Source organism: Flavobacterium magnum, assembly GCF_003055625.1.
GTDB lineage: Bacteria > Bacteroidota > Bacteroidia > Flavobacteriales > Flavobacteriaceae > Flavobacterium > Flavobacterium magnum.
Genome location: NZ_CP028811.1, coordinates 1,520,742 through 1,535,825, shown reverse-complemented (window position 1 = coordinate 1,535,825; position 15,084 = coordinate 1,520,742). Strand labels below are relative to the sequence as shown.

Below are 15,084 nucleotides of genomic sequence, written 5' to 3'. Positions count from 1 at the left end.
AATAATGAGAACAGACGCATTTGCTTTAAGACACATCGGGCCAAGGGAATCACAGCTCCCTGAGATGCTTAAAACCATCAACGCATCCGATTTAGACCAGTTGGTTTATGAGACAATCCCCGATGATATCCGCCTTAAGGCTCCGCTGGATCTCGATCCGGCCATGACCGAATTTGAATTCGCGAACCACATTGCCAAATTGGGCGCGAAAAATAAGGTATACAGCAATTACATCGGTTTGGGTTACCACCCTGCCATCGTCCCCGCAGTAATCCAGCGAAATATTCTCGAGAATCCGGGTTGGTACACCGCATACACCCCTTACCAGGCAGAAATCGCCCAGGGCAGGCTTGAAGCGATCCTGAATTTCCAGACTGTGGTGATCGAGCTTACCGGCATGGAGATTTCGAATGCCTCGCTGCTCGACGAAGGAACTGCCGCCGCAGAAGCCATGGCGCTGCTGTTCGACGTGCGCACGCGCGAGCAGAAAAAAAACAATGCGAATAAATTCTTTGTTTCTGAAGAAATCCTGCCACAAACCTTGTCTGTGCTGCAAACACGTTCCATACCCATCGGCATTGAATTGGTTGTAGGCAACCATGAAACATTTGACTACGCACCGGAATTTTTCGGGGCAATCCTGCAATATCCTGGCAAGCACGGGCAAGTTCATGACTATGCGGGCTTTATCGCCAACGCCAAGGCGAACGACATCAAGACAGTCGTCGCGGCAGACATCCTGAGCCTCGTAAAATTGGTTTCTCCCGGAGAAATGGGTGCCGACGTCGTTGTCGGGACGACACAGCGTTTCGGTATTCCGCTCGGATACGGCGGACCGCACGCGGCTTTTTTCGCGACCAAAGAAGAATACAAACGCAGCATGCCGGGAAGGATTATCGGGGTGACGCAGGATATGAACGGGAATCGCGCGCTGCGTATGGCATTACAGACCAGGGAACAGCACATCAAGCGCGACAAAGCCACATCAAACATCTGTACCGCCCAGGTTTTACTTGCTGTGATGGCCGGAATGTACGCGGTATACCATGGCCCGAAAGGCTTACAGTACATCGCTGAAAAAGTACACGCTTCAGCAGTTACCGTAACGGAAGCCCTGAATAAATTGGGCGTTTATCAATCCAATACCTCATATTTTGATACAATCCTGCTGAAAGCTGACGCCCAAAAAGTGAAAGCCATCGCAGAAAAAAATGAAGTCAATTTCTACTATCCGGATGCCGATTCGGTTCAGGTTGCGTTCAATGAAACCACGTCTACTGATGACATCAACAGGATTATCGCCATTTTTGCAGAGGCGGTCGGGAAAGATGCCACTACGATCGTTGAACTTGATCCGACGAAAAACTACGGCGAGGGCATGGAAAGGGAGTCTCATTTCCTGCAACACGACGTTTTCAACAGCTACCATTCGGAGTCAGCCCTGATGCGTTACATCAAGAAACTCGAACGGAAGGACCTCTCACTGAATCACTCGATGATTTCGCTTGGCTCCTGCACTATGAAACTTAACGCTGCCGCAGAAATGCTGCCGTTAAGTATGCCAAACTGGAACAACATCCATCCATTTGCCCCGCTCGACCAGGTGGAAGGCTATCAGACCATGCTGAAAAAACTGGAAGAACAGCTTAATGTGGTGACCGGTTTTGCAGGCACAACACTGCAACCCAATTCGGGGGCACAAGGCGAATACGCCGGTTTGATGGTGATACGCGCCTACCACCTCTCAAGGGGTGACCACCACAGGAATGTTTGTCTGATTCCGTCGTCAGCGCACGGCACCAATCCGGCCTCGGCGGCCATGGCGGGGATGAAGATCGTTGTGACCAAGACGCTTGAAAACGGCAATATGGATGTAGAGGACCTGCGGGCCAAAGCCATCGAACACAAAGATGATTTATCCTGCCTCATGGTGACATATCCATCCACGCATGGTGTTTACGAAAGCGCCATCCGTGAAATCACGCAGATTATCCACGACAATGGCGGGCAGGTATACATGGACGGGGCTAACATGAATGCACAGGTAGGGCTCACAAATCCCGCTACCATCGGTGCTGATGTGTGCCACCTGAACCTGCACAAGACATTTGCCATCCCGCACGGTGGCGGCGGACCCGGCGTGGGGCCGATTTGTGTAGCCAAACACTTAGTTCCTTTCCTGCCTACGAACCCTGTGATCCCGACCGGTGGCGACACCGCAATCACTGCTATTTCCGCAGCGCCGTGGGGATCTGCATTGGTTTGCCTGATCTCATACGGATACATTTCTATGCTGGGCGCCGAAGGATTGACAAATGCCACGAAATACGCCATACTGAATGCCAACTATATCAAAACAAGGCTCGAAAGCCACTACCCTATCCTGTATACCGGCGAACGCAACAGGGTCGCGCACGAAATGATCCTCGACTGCCGCGCATTCAAACAAAATGGGATTGAGGTAAGCGATATCGCAAAACGTCTAATGGATTACGGGTTCCATGCGCCTACGGTGTCATTCCCTGTTGCCGGGACTTTAATGGTAGAGCCCACCGAAAGTGAGGATTTGTCGGAACTCGACCGTTTTTGCGACGCGATGATATCCATCAGGAAAGAAATTGAGGCCAGCAATGCTGAAGACGGGAACAACGTACTCAAAAATGCACCGCATACCTTGGCGATGTTGACGGCCGACAGTTGGACCATGCCTTACACCCGCGAGCAGGCCGCTTTCCCGCTGGACTATATATCAGACAATAAATTCTGGCCAAGCGTGCGGCGCGTTGACGACGCTTACGGAGACAGGAACCTGATTTGTTCCTGTGCGCCCATCGAAGCTTACATGGAAAATTAAATTTAAGTCCCGTGTCATACGGGACTTTTTTTTATGAGAGATATCGAAACCCGCGCTGACATCGAACAACTGATGGGCCTGTTTTATCAGGCATTGCTGGAAGATCCGGCCATCAGTTACATTTTTACGGAAGTAGCCCGGGTCAACCTGGAAAGACACCTTCCTGTCATTGTCGATTTTTGGCAACAAATACTGGTTCAAACACGCCATTATCAAAACAATGTCTTTGAAATCCATAAGATGCTGCATGGCAAATCGGCTTTGACAAAAGTACATTTTGCAATTTGGCTCAGCCATTTAAATTACGTTGTCGACAGACATTTCCTTGGCCCAAACGCTGAAAAAATAAAAACATCAGCGCTGTCAATAGCCACAATAATGCAATTAAAACTGCTATAAGGAAATATCCGCCAACGAAAACGCGGAAACAATTCATTTTCCATAATATGGAATCGCTGCTTTTTAATCAATACGTTAATTTGCTAAATTAGGAGTGAAAAATCTCAGAACCTGAAAATACATAACAACGATGGCAATACAAATCACGGGTGTCGGGAGCTTCATCCCACAAAACGAAATCACAAACGAAGATTTTGCAAAACGCCAATTCCTGGATGAGGACGGCAGCGCACTACCGCAAGCTAACGACGTCGTGATCGGGAAATTCAGGGACATCACCGGTATTTCGGCAAGGAAATATGCCGACGACAATACGCTGAGTTCTGATATGGCCTTTTTGGCCTCACAAAAAGCCATCGCCAATGCCGGCATCGACACCGAAACTATTGATTATATCATATTGGCGCACAACTTCGGCGACGTAAAAAAAGGCGCCATCCAGTCTGACATCCTACCCAGCCTCGCAAGCCGCGTCAAACACAAACTGGGCATCAGGAACCCCAGATGCGTAGCTTACGATATCCTCTTTGGCTGCCCCGGCTGGGTAGAAGGCGTCATCCAGGCCTATGCTTTCATTAAAGCGGGTATGGCCCAGAAGTGCCTCGTGATAGGAACCGAAACGCTGTCGCGCGTGGTAGACGTGCATGACCGTGACTCGATGATTTATTCCGACGGCGCGGGCGCTACGGTCATTGCCCTGACGAGCGATGAGAACGCAGGAATCCTTGCCCATGACAGCGCCACCTTTGCGTATGAGGAGTCTGCCTACCTGTTCTTCGGAAATTCCTACAATAAAGACCTCGACCCCAACGTGCGATACATCAAGATGTTCGGGCGCAAAATATATGAGTTTGCGCTCAGCCAGGTTCCTAAAGCGATGAAGGAATGCGTTGACAAAAGCGGCATAGCTATTGACGACATCAAAAAAGTGCTGATTCATCAGGCCAATGAGAAAATGGACGAAGCCATCGTACAGCGTTTTTATAAGCTCTACGGCAAAGTCCCGCCCGAAGGCATCATGCCGATGAGCATCCACAAACTCGGGAACAGCAGTGTGGCCACCGTGCCCACGCTTTTTGACCTGCTCACATCAGGCCGCCTTCCGGGACAGCAGCTGCACAAGGGCGACGTGATCATATTCGCCTCGGTTGGCGCAGGAATGAACGTCAATGCGATCGTATACCGCTATTGATTTCAGTTTTTTCAGGAGCTGGTCCGGCTCTGCGCTGTATCTTTTTATTTTTTTCTAAGAAAAATAAAAAGGATGCCGCTGCGATCCGGGCTAAAAATCCGGCGACAAAACAACAATCTTGCTATATTTGCAGCGGCTAATCAGCAAACCTATGTACGAAGCAGTTTTCCCCAACAAACGATTCAAGCACACTTTGGAATTCCTTAGGAAACACATCGACACGTCTGAAACTATTTTGGATCTGGGTGTGGAAAATCCGTTTTCAGACATTATGAAAAAAGAGGGGTTTTCTGTGACCAATACTTCGGGAGAAGACCTGGATCTGAATCAGCAGGCATTACTTCACTCTCAAGCTACAGTTGTTACCGCGTTTGAAATTTTCGAGCATTTACTGAACCCGTTTACCATCCTGAATGCCGTAAAAGCTGATAAGATATTCATCTCCATTCCGATGCGCCTCTGGTTTTCACCCGCCTATCGCAGTAAAACCGATATGTGGGACCGTCATTACCATGAGTTCGAGGATTGGCAGCTGGACTGGCTTTTGGAGAAAACCGGGTGGAAGATTGTGGCCAGGGAAAAATGGACAAATCCGGTGAAGAAATTCGGGATCAGGCCGTTGCTGAGGCGATTTACCGACCGGTACTATATCGTGTACGCCGAAAAGATAAAATAATGGTTTACTACATTGTCATCCCTGCGCACAATGAATCCGCATTCATCAGCCTGACGCTTGATTCCCTGATTACACAAACGATGCTCCCTTCGCGGATTGTTGTGGTGGATGACAATTCTACAGATAACACTGCTGAAATCGTTAAGGGTTATAGTCAAAAATATCCATTTATTACTTTGGTGAATTCCTTGTCAGATCCTGTTCATTTACCGGGCAGCAAAGTCATCCGCGCGTTCGAAAAAGGTTATGCAACGCTTGACGAAGATTATGATGTGATTGTAAAACTGGACGCCGACCTGATCTTGCCCGAAAACTATTTTGAAAAAATTCTTGCTGCTTTTGAGATCGATGCAAAAATCGGGATGGCGGGCGGATTTGCCTATATCGAAAAAAATGGGGAATGGATACTGGAAAACCTCACCGACAAAGATCATATCCGCGGTGCGTTTAAAGCCTACCGCAAGGAATGTTTCCTGCAAATCGGGAAACTGAAGCCTGCGATGGGCTGGGATACGGTGGACGAACTGCTATCAAAATTCTACGGATGGAAAGTCGTCACTGATGAATCACTTAAAGTAAAACACCTGAAACCTACCGGTGCCAATTACAATAAAGCTGCCAGGTATAAACAGGGGGAAGCCTTTTACAGCCTCGGATACGGCTTCATAATTACAGCAATTGCTTCTGCAAAACTGGCGGTGATGAAGAAAAAACCTTCGCTTTTTATTGATTATATGATGGGATTCCTGAAGGCTAAATCGGCACGGAAACCGTTATTGGTGACTAAAGAACAAGCGAAGTTTATCCGCGGATACCGACTGGCGAAGATGAAGGGGAAGTTGTCGGGAAAAGTAAAAATTTGAATTTACAGGATCCCGCGCGAGGGATAGAGGCGGTAGCCCGGAGCGCAGCGAGGACTAAAGCCGAAAGCCCGGACCAGCAGGGGCGCGCCAAAATTTTACAACTAAAAACCGCAAACCGCAAACAGTAACTGGAAACTAATCCTTATTTTCGCATATATTTAAAAATATGATGCTCGTCCGTTATTTATCGCAAATGGGAAGGTATTTCCTGATGATCAAGGAAATCTTCAACAAGCCGACCAAATGGTCTGTTATGAAGGGACTGATCCTTAAGGAAATAGACGACCTGATCATCGGCTCATTGGGCATTGTGATGTTCATATCATTTTTCGTCGGTGGCGTCGTCGCGATACAGACCGCGCTCAACCTGACCAACCCATTGATCCCGAAATACCTGATCGGGTTTGCAACGCGGCAATCAATCATATTGGAATTTGCGCCGACATTCATTTCAATCATCATGGCCGGAAAAGTGGGGTCGTTTATTACTTCGAGCATCGGGACGATGCGCGTGACCGAGCAGATTGATGCGTTGGAAGTGATGGGTGTGAATTCGCTCAACTACCTGGTTTTCCCTAAACTGATTGCGTTGCTGCTTTATCCGTTCGCGATAGGGATAGCCATGTTCCTGGGGATTCTTGGCGGTTTTATCGCCAGCGTCTACGGAGGTTTTGGGAACAGCACCGATTTTGTATCGGGAATCCAGATGGAGTTTATCCCATTCCATATTACCTATGCGTTCATCAAGACGTTTATTTTCGCTTTGCTGCTGGCCACAATCCCGTCCTTTCACGGCTATTACATGAAAGGTGGCGCGCTTGAAGTGGGCAAGGCCAGTACGGTGTCATTCGTATGGACTTCGGTTACGATCATCCTTGTGAACTATATTCTAACCCAATTACTGCTGACCTGATGATTGAAGTAAAAGATGTGAAGAAGTCATTTGGCGAAACCCAGGTTCTTAAAGGGATTTCCACCGTTTTTGAAACCGGGAAGACCAACCTGATTATCGGGCAGAGTGGTTCCGGGAAGACAGTATTGCTAAAATCACTGCTGGGCATCTTTACGCCGGATTCCGGAACGATCTCGTTTGACGGCAGGGTGTATGGCGAACTGACCAAGGATGAGAAAAGGGAATTGCGGACTGAAATCGGGATGGTATTTCAGGGCAGCGCACTTTTCGACTCGATGACGGTGGCTGAAAATGTAGCGTTCCCGCTCCGGATGTTTACAAGAAACTCGCGTGCAAAGATAAAGGAACGCGTCGACTTTGTGCTCGAGCGCGTAAACCTCGTTGATGCGCACAGAAAACTGCCTTCGGAGATTTCGGGCGGGATGCAGAAAAGGGTGGCAATCGCCCGTGCGATCGTGAACAACCCGAAATATTTGTTTTGTGACGAACCGAACTCTGGACTTGACCCCAACACGGCGATCCTGATTGACAACCTGATCCAGGAAATTACAAAAGAATACAATATCACTACCGTAATCAATACCCACGATATGAACTCGGTAATGGAAATTGGCGAAAACATCGTTTTCCTGAAGCATGGACTTAAAGCCTGGCAAGGCACCAAGGAAGAGATTTTCCGCACAGATAATGAGGCCGTGACGGATTTCGTGTATTCGTCAAACCTCTTCAAGAAAGTGCGGGAAGCGTACCTGAAAGGATAAAAAAAACCGATCCCACTTTGCGACGCAGAATGGCATCGGGTTGTATTCAGTTCCGCCCGTTTACTCAGATTTGATGCGGCCCACGATGGCCTTAATATCCTGTTCTTTCCCTTTCGGATAAATCAGCAGGACGTCTTTTCTGTCAACGATGATATAATCATCAAGTCCGTCAATCACAATCAGTTTCTGCGCATCGCTGCGGATGATGTTATTCGAGGCATTTTCCAAAACGACCCTCGCATTGACCACCGCATTATTGAAATCATCTTTCGGCAGTTTTTCGTGCAGCGAACCCCAGGTGCCGAGATCATTCCAATCAAAAGAAGCGGGCAGGACAAAGACATTCTCTGCGTGTTCCATCAGTGCATAATCAATCGAAATGTTTTCTGCGGAAGCGTAATTGTCATTGATAAAATCGACTTCCTTAACCGTATTGTAATCTTCATAACCCTGCATAAACAAGGCGTTCATTGCGGGCTGGAACGCATGGAAGGCTGTCATTACCGACTTGATGCTCCAGATGAAAATGCCACCATTCCAAAGAAAGTTGCCGCTTTCCAAAAAGGATTTTGCTGTTTCATAGTCTGGCTTTTCCCGGAACTGGCTGACCTTTTTTATGGGGTTTATATCCGATTTGTCGTATTCAATATAGCCGTAGCCGGTATTCGGGAAGGTCGGTTTGATACCCAAAGTCATCAGCGCATCGGTGGAATCGCAAAAGTTAAAGCAGGTTTTAAGGTCGTCGATGAAAGCATTTTCATCTTCAATCCAGTGGTCGCTGGGTGCCACCACCACCAGTGCGTCGGGATTTTGCTTACGGATCTTCAGCGACGCATACAGGATGCAGGGCGCTGTGTTGCGCATCGCGGGCTCGAGCAGTACATTTTCCGGCTTCACCATCGGAAGCTGGTCGAGCACGATCTGGTTGTATTTTTCGTTGGTCAGGATCAGGATGTTCTCCGCAGGGATCAATTTGGCAAGACGGCTGAAGGTTTTCTGGATCAGGGTTTCGCCAGATCCGAGCATATCGTGGAATTGCTTAGGGAATTCTGTCGTGCTGACCGGCCAAAAGCGCGAACCCACTCCGCCGGCCATCAATATGGCATAGTAATTTGTATTCATCTTTATGGTAAAATGCTAAGGTAGTAAGAATTTGAAAATGCCTGTTTAGAAAATTTCACTGGTTTATTGTAATTTAACTCAACCGGGCAGCAATTCCACTTCGGCATTCGGGTTGAACAGGTATGTTTTGCCGCTACTGATTTCCAGGCATTCATAGCGCTTGACCCGCAGCGCAATCTTCCTGAAGATTTTGCCGTTGTCGATGCGGAAGAGGCTGCCGTAAGGGATTTCAAACACATAATTTTTATCGTTCTGCGGGTCGAATTGCTTGAGGGCCAATGCCAGGGTCGCATCGGTATCGCTGCTCGCTGAAGGATTTCTGAAATGGCGTGCCAGCAACGGCAGCAATGGCGTGGGGAACACTTCCGGCCGGATAAATGGGACCATCAGCCGCTGGAAAGTAAGCTTCCACTCGGTACCATGCGGTTTTATATGCCTCCCGAATTTTTCGAACGCGACGAGGTGTGCGATTTCGTGTACCAGCGTAATAAGGAATTTATATTTGTTGAGGCTGGCGTTCACGGTAATCTCGTGCTTGCCATTCGGACCTTTGCGGTAATCACCGTGCCGCGTCCGGCGTTCATTAACGATTTTAAGGTGTACCTGGTGAGCGACGACCAGATCGAAAACCGGCCTGACCGCGGCCTCAGGGAGGTATCTGGCTAAAACGTCACTCATGTTAAGGGGTTGTGGAAGAAACCTGCAACACTTTCCCGTTATAGTATTTGTTGCCGTTGAGCGTAAAGTCGTAAATGTAATCAGCCATTTCAGGTGCCGATAGCGGCGCCTTATAGCCAGGGAAAGCTTCCGCGAGCATTTCAGTCTGTACTGAACCAATAGCAAGGGTGTTGAACGAAATCCCGCGTTCTTTAAACTCTTCCGCCAATACCTCGGACAACGTAATCACTGCGCCTTTGCTCGAACTGTAGGCAGAAAGTCCCGGAAATTTTGAACTGCCCTGTATGCCGCCCATGGAACTGATGGTCACCACGTGGCTCCCGCGGTTGAGGAATGGCAACACGTTCTGAGTCAGCATAGCCACCGCGAAAACGTTGATTTTATAAACCTGTTCGAAATCCGCAAGGGTTAAATCCGCGAATGGTTTTGAAACCAAAGCACCTGCATTGTGTACCAACGCATCGACCTGCTTCCATGAGGATGTAAGGAACTCCGAAACCTTTTCAAGTTCTTCCGCTACCGAGAGGTCGGTCTCAAGACAAGTAATTTTCGGGTTGCCAAGCAGCGCCGGGGAAATTTTCCGCGAAAGCGCCAGGACGTTATGCCCGTTAGCGGCAAATTTAAGTGCAAGCTCAAGGCCGATGCCTCGCGAAGTACCTGTAACAATGATATTTTTCAAGAGATGATTTTTGGTAAAAATAAGAAATAAAAATGCATCCCGAAAAACGCCCGTACCTAAATTCAATTTGGGAAGTAGAATCAAAATTTAACAATGGCTGTGGATTTTCCTCAATGAAGTAATCGTCCGTTTTCGTAGGGATACATCCACCCCTTCCCTGAAGGTAAAATACCATTTTTGCGTAACACCGAATTGCGCAAAAACCGCACCAAATGTTAATTGTGAAAAAATGCGGCAAACCTACAAATGGGGCAAAAACAAAAAATCCCGCACTCGGCGGGATTTTGATATTTCTCATTATATCGATTAAGCCAACATGGTTACCGGATTTTCAAGATATTGCCTCAACGTTTGCAGGAACTGTGCGCCGGTAGCGCCATCCACTGTCCTATGGTCACACGCCAAAGTGACCTTCATCGTATTACCGACTACAATCTGGCCGCCTCTTACCACCGGTTTTTCTATAATCGCTCCTACAGACAGGATTGCCGAGTTGGGCTGGTTTATAATTGAGGTAAATTCGGTAATTCCAAACATCCCCAGATTCGAAACAGTAAATGTGCTTCCTTCCATTTCAGCAGGTTGAATCTTCTTATTTTTGGCTTTTCCGGCCAAATCCCTGACGCTTGCCCCAATCTGCGACAGGCTCATCTGGTCTGCAAATTTTAGGACGGGAACCAACAGCCCGTCTTCAACCGCTACCGCCACGCCAACATTGATGTGGTGGTGTATAATAGTCGCCTCTTCCTTCCATTGCGAGTTCACTTTCGGATGCTTCCTGAGTGCCATTGCGCAGGCCTTGATGACCATGTCATTGAAGGACACTTTGGTCTCCGGCAAGCTATTGATCACGCCACGGGATTTCATCGCCTCATCCATCGCCACTTCAATGGTCAGGTAAAATACCGGCGCTGCATGTGCCGACTCTGACAGACGTTTTGCGATGACCTTGCGCATCTGGGAATTCTTAATTTCCTCAGAGGAAGTTTCTCCCGCGGGTACAAAAGGCCGTACAACTGTAGCGCCCTCTTTGGCAGACTCGGACACTGTTGATGGCGCAGCCGATGGTGTAAAATTCTCGACGTCGCTTTTAACAATGCGTCCGTTTTCCCCCGTACCTTTAATTTGCGAAATGTTGATGCCTTTTTCTTCAGCTATTTTTTTGGCCAACGGTGAAATGAAAATCCGCCTGCCGTCTGATACGGTTTCTACTGTTTCTTTGGTTTCGTCAGCCGTTGCGGTGTCCTGTTTTTCAGCTGTGCCGCTGTTCGTATCTGCCTTCGCTTCCGCAGAGGACGCTCCGGCAGCCGCATCAGGAGCCGCACCACCTTTTTTATAATTTTCCGCGATTCCCGAAATGTCAGTCCCTTCCGGACCGATGATTGCCAGAACACTGTCCACCGGAGCCGATTCTCCCTCATTTACACCGATGTACAATAAGGTGCCGGCGCTGAAGGATTCGAATTCCATCGTCGCCTTATCGGTTTCGATTTCTGCCAAGATGTCTCCCTCAGAGACTTTGTCGCCCACTTTCTTAATCCATGTAGCGACGGTTCCGTCAGTCATGGTGTCGCTAAGGCGGGGCATGGTCACCACGACAACGCCTTTCGGCAGTGATGACGAAGCGGCTTTAACGGGCGTTTCATCCGGTTTGCCTTGCTCTTGCTTTTCGGCAGCAGCCGGCTTGTCATCAGACTGGGCTTCTTCCGGTTTTGGGGCAGCTTTCCCCTCCAAAAGGTCAGAGATATCCTCGCCTTCCTTCCCGATAATTGCCAAAAGTGAATCCACCGAAGCCGATTCGCCTTCCTGTATACCAATATGAAGTAAGGTTCCGGAATTGAAGGATTCAAATTCCATGGTGGCCTTGTCCGTTTCAATTTCAGCCAGGATATCGCCTTCATTGATCTTATCGCCTACCTTTTTCAGCCACTTGGCTACGGTTCCTTCGGTCATCGTGTCGCTCAAACGCGGCATTGTGATTACTGTTGCCATACTTCAGTTATAGTTTGTGAGGTAAAAAAGGATAGTTTTCCTGTTCGTAAACGACATCATACAATTGCTGTGGTTGCGGGAATTCTGATTCTTCCGCGAAAGTGGCGCATTCCTCCACCAGATTTTTTACTCTTTCGTCGATGGCCTCAATCTCTGCTTCGGTAGCGTAGTTGTTTTCCTTAATCACATCGAGCACCTGTGTAATCGGGTCGATTTTTTTATATTCTTCCACTTCTTCCTTGCTTCGGTACAACTGCGCATCCGACATGGAGTGCCCTCTGTAACGATACGTTTTCAATTCGAGGAATGTAGGGCCATCCCCACGGCGTGCGCGATCAATCGCTTCATGCATCGCCTCGGCAACCTTAACCGGATTCATGCCGTCTACGGGGCCACATGGCATTTCATAACCGAGCCCCAGTTTCCAGATGTCGGTATGGTTTGCGGTCCTTTCTACGGATGTGCCCATCGCGTAGCCATTATTTTCAACGATAAACACCACAGGAAGTTTCCAAAGCATAGCCATGTTGAAGGCTTCATGCAAAGAACCCTGACGTGCCGCACCATCACCAAAATACGTTAAAGTCACGCCATCACGCCCGAAATATTTATCTGCGAACGCGATACCGGCACCCACCGGGATCTGCGCCCCGACAATACCGTGCCCGCCATAAAAACCGTGCTCTTTTGAGAAAATGTGCATGGAACCGCCCATCCCTTTTGACGTACCGGTGACTTTACCCAGCAATTCCGCCATGACTTTCCTTGGATCCACGCCCATACCGATCGGCTGTACGTGATTCCGGTAGGCCGTGATCATTTTGTCCTTGGACAGATCCATGGCATGCAGTGCGCCGGCCAAAACCGCTTCCTGGCCGTTATACAGGTGAAGAAACCCTCTTACTTTTTGTTGGATATAAAGCGCAGCAAGTTTGTCCTCGAATTTCCTCCAGAACTGCATGTCCTCATACCATTTCAGATAAACGTCTTTTGTAACTTCTTTCATGAGTCTTTTAATTTAATTCTCCGCTTCAGGCGAAACGGATGGGCTAAAGTTATTTGAATAAAGGTTTATGACGCAAAAACAGTTTCCTCACACATCAATTTGCGCTCCGGGCAGCCGGAACGCAAAAATAAGATATTCCGCGTAACGAGAGAAATTTAAAAACGGGATTTTTGCTTTTTTAAAGGAAGTTCTTATCGAACATAAAAGGCAGTAAATTTTTGAGTGAATCGGATTTATAGACGGCCCCGGTCTCGCCCATAAAGTAGATTTCTATCGGTGTTTCCTGGCGAAACTCGTATTCTGCAATCGACTGCCTGCACGCACCGCATGGTGGGATGGGCGCTGTGGTCGGATTGGTATCCGAGGCGGCAGAGATGGCCATTTTTAGGATTTTTGCCCCTGGGTACACTGCGCCGGCCTGGAAAACCGCAACCCTCTCAGCACAAAGCCCTGACGGATACGCCGCATTCTCCTGATTCGAACCGAGCACCGTTTCGCCGTTATCGAGCCAAAGCGCTGCACCGACGCGGAACTGAGAATAAGGCGCGTAGGCATTCTTTCGGGTTTCCACTGCCTTTTGCATCAGCGACTGTATATCGGCCGGCAATTCAGACGCACTTTCGTAAACGGTAAAACGGGTTGTAAAATCGATTTGTTTCATTTGTTTATGAGGGAAAAAAAATCCAAATCTCATTTTACTGAAATTTGGATTCTTAATTAATTTTTACTGATACTAATATTCATCATAGTTGTCCCCAAAATTAAACGTCAGGGAGAACCTTAACGTATTTTCGAGCGGATTCTTCACTTTTGACGCCGAGAACAGATAAGAGACATCCACTTTCACGACATTGTATTTGAAGCCGGCGCCAAGTGAGAAAAACTTTCTCGACCCTTTCTCCGGACTTTCATTGAAATACCCCAGGCGCATTGCAAAAGAGTCCTGGTAAAGGTACTCCGCCCCGACCGAATAGGTAAATTCCTTCAGCTCTTCGCTAAAACCATCAGGCGCATCGCCAAACGACTTAAACATGCCTTCTACCCATCCCGTGGAACGGTATTCGTCAAGATTGGCCGTCCGTTCGTCCTGGCTGATTGTGCCATCGCCATTGATATCTTTAGGATCCTGCGGCGTCGGCACGAGGAGTTTCCCGAATTCAACGCCTACACCTACTTTATTATAATCGTCGAAAATGAAGTCGAACCCGGCACCGAGCCTCATATTGGCAGGAAGGAAATTCGTGCTCACGTCATCGGAGTCGTAACTGATTTTCGGACCCATGTTCTGGAAATTGAAACCCGCGCGCCACCTTCCGTTGAAATCGCTGAAGGCCTGCTCCTCGGATTGGTAGTAACCTGCCACATCCACTGCAAACGAGCTCGCTGCCGAAGCATCAGTCGTCCCGTCGGGAATCCTTAAAGAGGAACGGATGTATCTTCCGCCTACCGCCATGGAGAAACGTTCACTGAGTTTAAGTGAGTACGAGCCATCCAAAGCAAATTCATTCGGGGAAACAATCACCGGGGTCGCCTCAAAACTGTCCCTGAGTTCGATGTCTCCCAAACCGAAATAACGCAGGCTTCCCGCGAATGCGCTACGCTCGCTGATCCTGTTGAAATACGTCACCTGCCCGAGCGAAATGTCATTGACCAGGTCTGTGAGATATGGTGTATAACTGACCGAAAAACCTTGTTTCTCTATGGAAAAAGCATATTTGGCAGGGTTGTATTGCTGAGAATATGCATCAGGCGATGTGGCTACTCCCTGGTCTGCCATCCCCGCTGCCCTTGCATCGGCTGTAACCAGCAGGAAAGGAACGCCGGTTGTGATCACCCTGTTGCCGTCCTGGGCTTTGGTAAACTGAGCCGCAACGAGGCAAATCAGCAGTAACGAGACTTTTTTCATTCTTTCTTTTTCAAAAATTTTATTAAACAGACAAATATAGCAC

General features: G+C 48.3%; 14 protein-coding genes. 7 read left to right on the top strand and 7 right to left on the bottom strand.

Annotated elements, in window-relative coordinates:
• Nucleotides 1–4 precede the first annotated feature (4 nt).
• The 7 genes from gcvP (at nt 5) to HYN48_RS06260 (ending at nt 7,658) form a co-directional block, all read left to right on the top strand.
• The gene (gene gcvP / locus HYN48_RS06290) at nt 5–2,854 is read left to right on the top strand and encodes an aminomethyl-transferring glycine dehydrogenase (RefSeq protein ID WP_108370305.1); all 2,850 of its coding nucleotides are present in this window, start codon (nt 5–7) and stop codon (nt 2,852–2,854) included.
• 33 nt (nt 2,855–2,887) lie between these two features.
• Nucleotides 2,888–3,253, top strand: coding sequence for a group III truncated hemoglobin (locus HYN48_RS06285; protein WP_108370304.1), 366 nt, complete (start codon nt 2,888–2,890; stop codon nt 3,251–3,253).
• A gap of 130 nt (nt 3,254–3,383) precedes the next feature.
• A complete protein-coding gene (locus tag HYN48_RS06280; protein ID WP_108370303.1) occupies nt 3,384–4,445 on the top strand; it encodes a 3-oxoacyl-ACP synthase III family protein in 1,062 nt (353 codons plus the stop codon).
• A 151-nt stretch (nt 4,446–4,596) separates the two neighbouring features.
• Complete coding sequence (locus HYN48_RS06275; RefSeq protein ID WP_108370302.1) at nt 4,597–5,121, top strand: class I SAM-dependent methyltransferase; 525 nt, start codon at nt 4,597–4,599, stop codon at nt 5,119–5,121.
• Nucleotides 5,121–5,984: a glycosyltransferase family 2 protein gene (locus tag HYN48_RS06270; protein ID WP_108370301.1), complete on the top strand. Its 864-nt coding sequence runs from the start codon at nt 5,121–5,123 to the stop codon at nt 5,982–5,984. The genes HYN48_RS06275 and HYN48_RS06270 overlap by 1 nt, the downstream gene beginning before the upstream one ends.
• Nucleotides 5,985–6,150: 166 nt before the next feature.
• Nucleotides 6,151–6,897, top strand: coding sequence for an MlaE family ABC transporter permease (locus tag HYN48_RS06265; RefSeq protein ID WP_108370300.1), 747 nt, complete (start codon nt 6,151–6,153; stop codon nt 6,895–6,897).
• Nucleotides 6,897–7,658 carry an ABC transporter ATP-binding protein gene (locus HYN48_RS06260; protein WP_108370299.1) on the top strand — a complete coding sequence of 254 codons (762 nt, stop codon included), beginning with the start codon at nt 6,897–6,899 and terminating at the stop codon, nt 7,656–7,658. The genes HYN48_RS06265 and HYN48_RS06260 overlap by 1 nt, the downstream gene beginning before the upstream one ends.
• 60 nt (nt 7,659–7,718) lie before the next feature.
• Here HYN48_RS06260 and HYN48_RS06255 read toward each other — a convergent pair whose 3' ends face one another.
• The 7 genes from HYN48_RS06255 to porV all read right to left on the bottom strand — a co-directional run bounded on the left by HYN48_RS06255 (nt 7,719) and on the right by porV (nt 15,041).
• Nucleotides 7,719–8,780, bottom strand: a complete 1,062-nt coding sequence (locus HYN48_RS06255) for a mannose-1-phosphate guanylyltransferase (RefSeq protein ID WP_108370298.1) — start codon at nt 8,778–8,780, stop codon at nt 7,719–7,721.
• Between the two features lie 78 nt (nt 8,781–8,858).
• Nucleotides 8,859–9,458 (bottom strand): SprT-like domain-containing protein, encoded by a 600-nt coding sequence (locus HYN48_RS06250; RefSeq protein WP_108370297.1) that lies wholly within the window; start codon nt 9,456–9,458, stop codon nt 8,859–8,861.
• A 1-nt stretch (nt 9,459) separates the two neighbouring features.
• The gene (locus HYN48_RS06245) at nt 9,460–10,137 is read right to left on the bottom strand and encodes an SDR family NAD(P)-dependent oxidoreductase (protein ID WP_108373428.1); all 678 of its coding nucleotides are present in this window, start codon (nt 10,135–10,137) and stop codon (nt 9,460–9,462) included.
• 306 nt (nt 10,138–10,443) lie between these two features.
• Entirely contained in the window at nt 10,444–12,129 is a 1,686-nt protein-coding gene (locus tag HYN48_RS06240; protein ID WP_108370296.1) for a pyruvate dehydrogenase complex dihydrolipoamide acetyltransferase, read from the bottom strand.
• A gap of 7 nt (nt 12,130–12,136) precedes the next feature.
• On the bottom strand, nt 12,137–13,135 hold the full coding sequence (gene pdhA, locus HYN48_RS06235; RefSeq protein WP_108370295.1) for a pyruvate dehydrogenase (acetyl-transferring) E1 component subunit alpha: 999 nt from the start codon (nt 13,133–13,135) through the stop codon (nt 12,137–12,139).
• A gap of 178 nt (nt 13,136–13,313) precedes the next feature.
• Nucleotides 13,314–13,796, bottom strand: coding sequence for a cytidine deaminase (gene cdd, locus HYN48_RS06230; RefSeq protein ID WP_108370294.1), 483 nt, complete (start codon nt 13,794–13,796; stop codon nt 13,314–13,316).
• A gap of 72 nt (nt 13,797–13,868) precedes the next feature.
• A complete protein-coding gene (gene porV, locus HYN48_RS06225) occupies nt 13,869–15,041 on the bottom strand; it encodes a type IX secretion system outer membrane channel protein PorV (protein ID WP_108370293.1) in 1,173 nt (390 codons plus the stop codon).
• Nucleotides 15,042–15,084 lie beyond the last annotated feature (43 nt).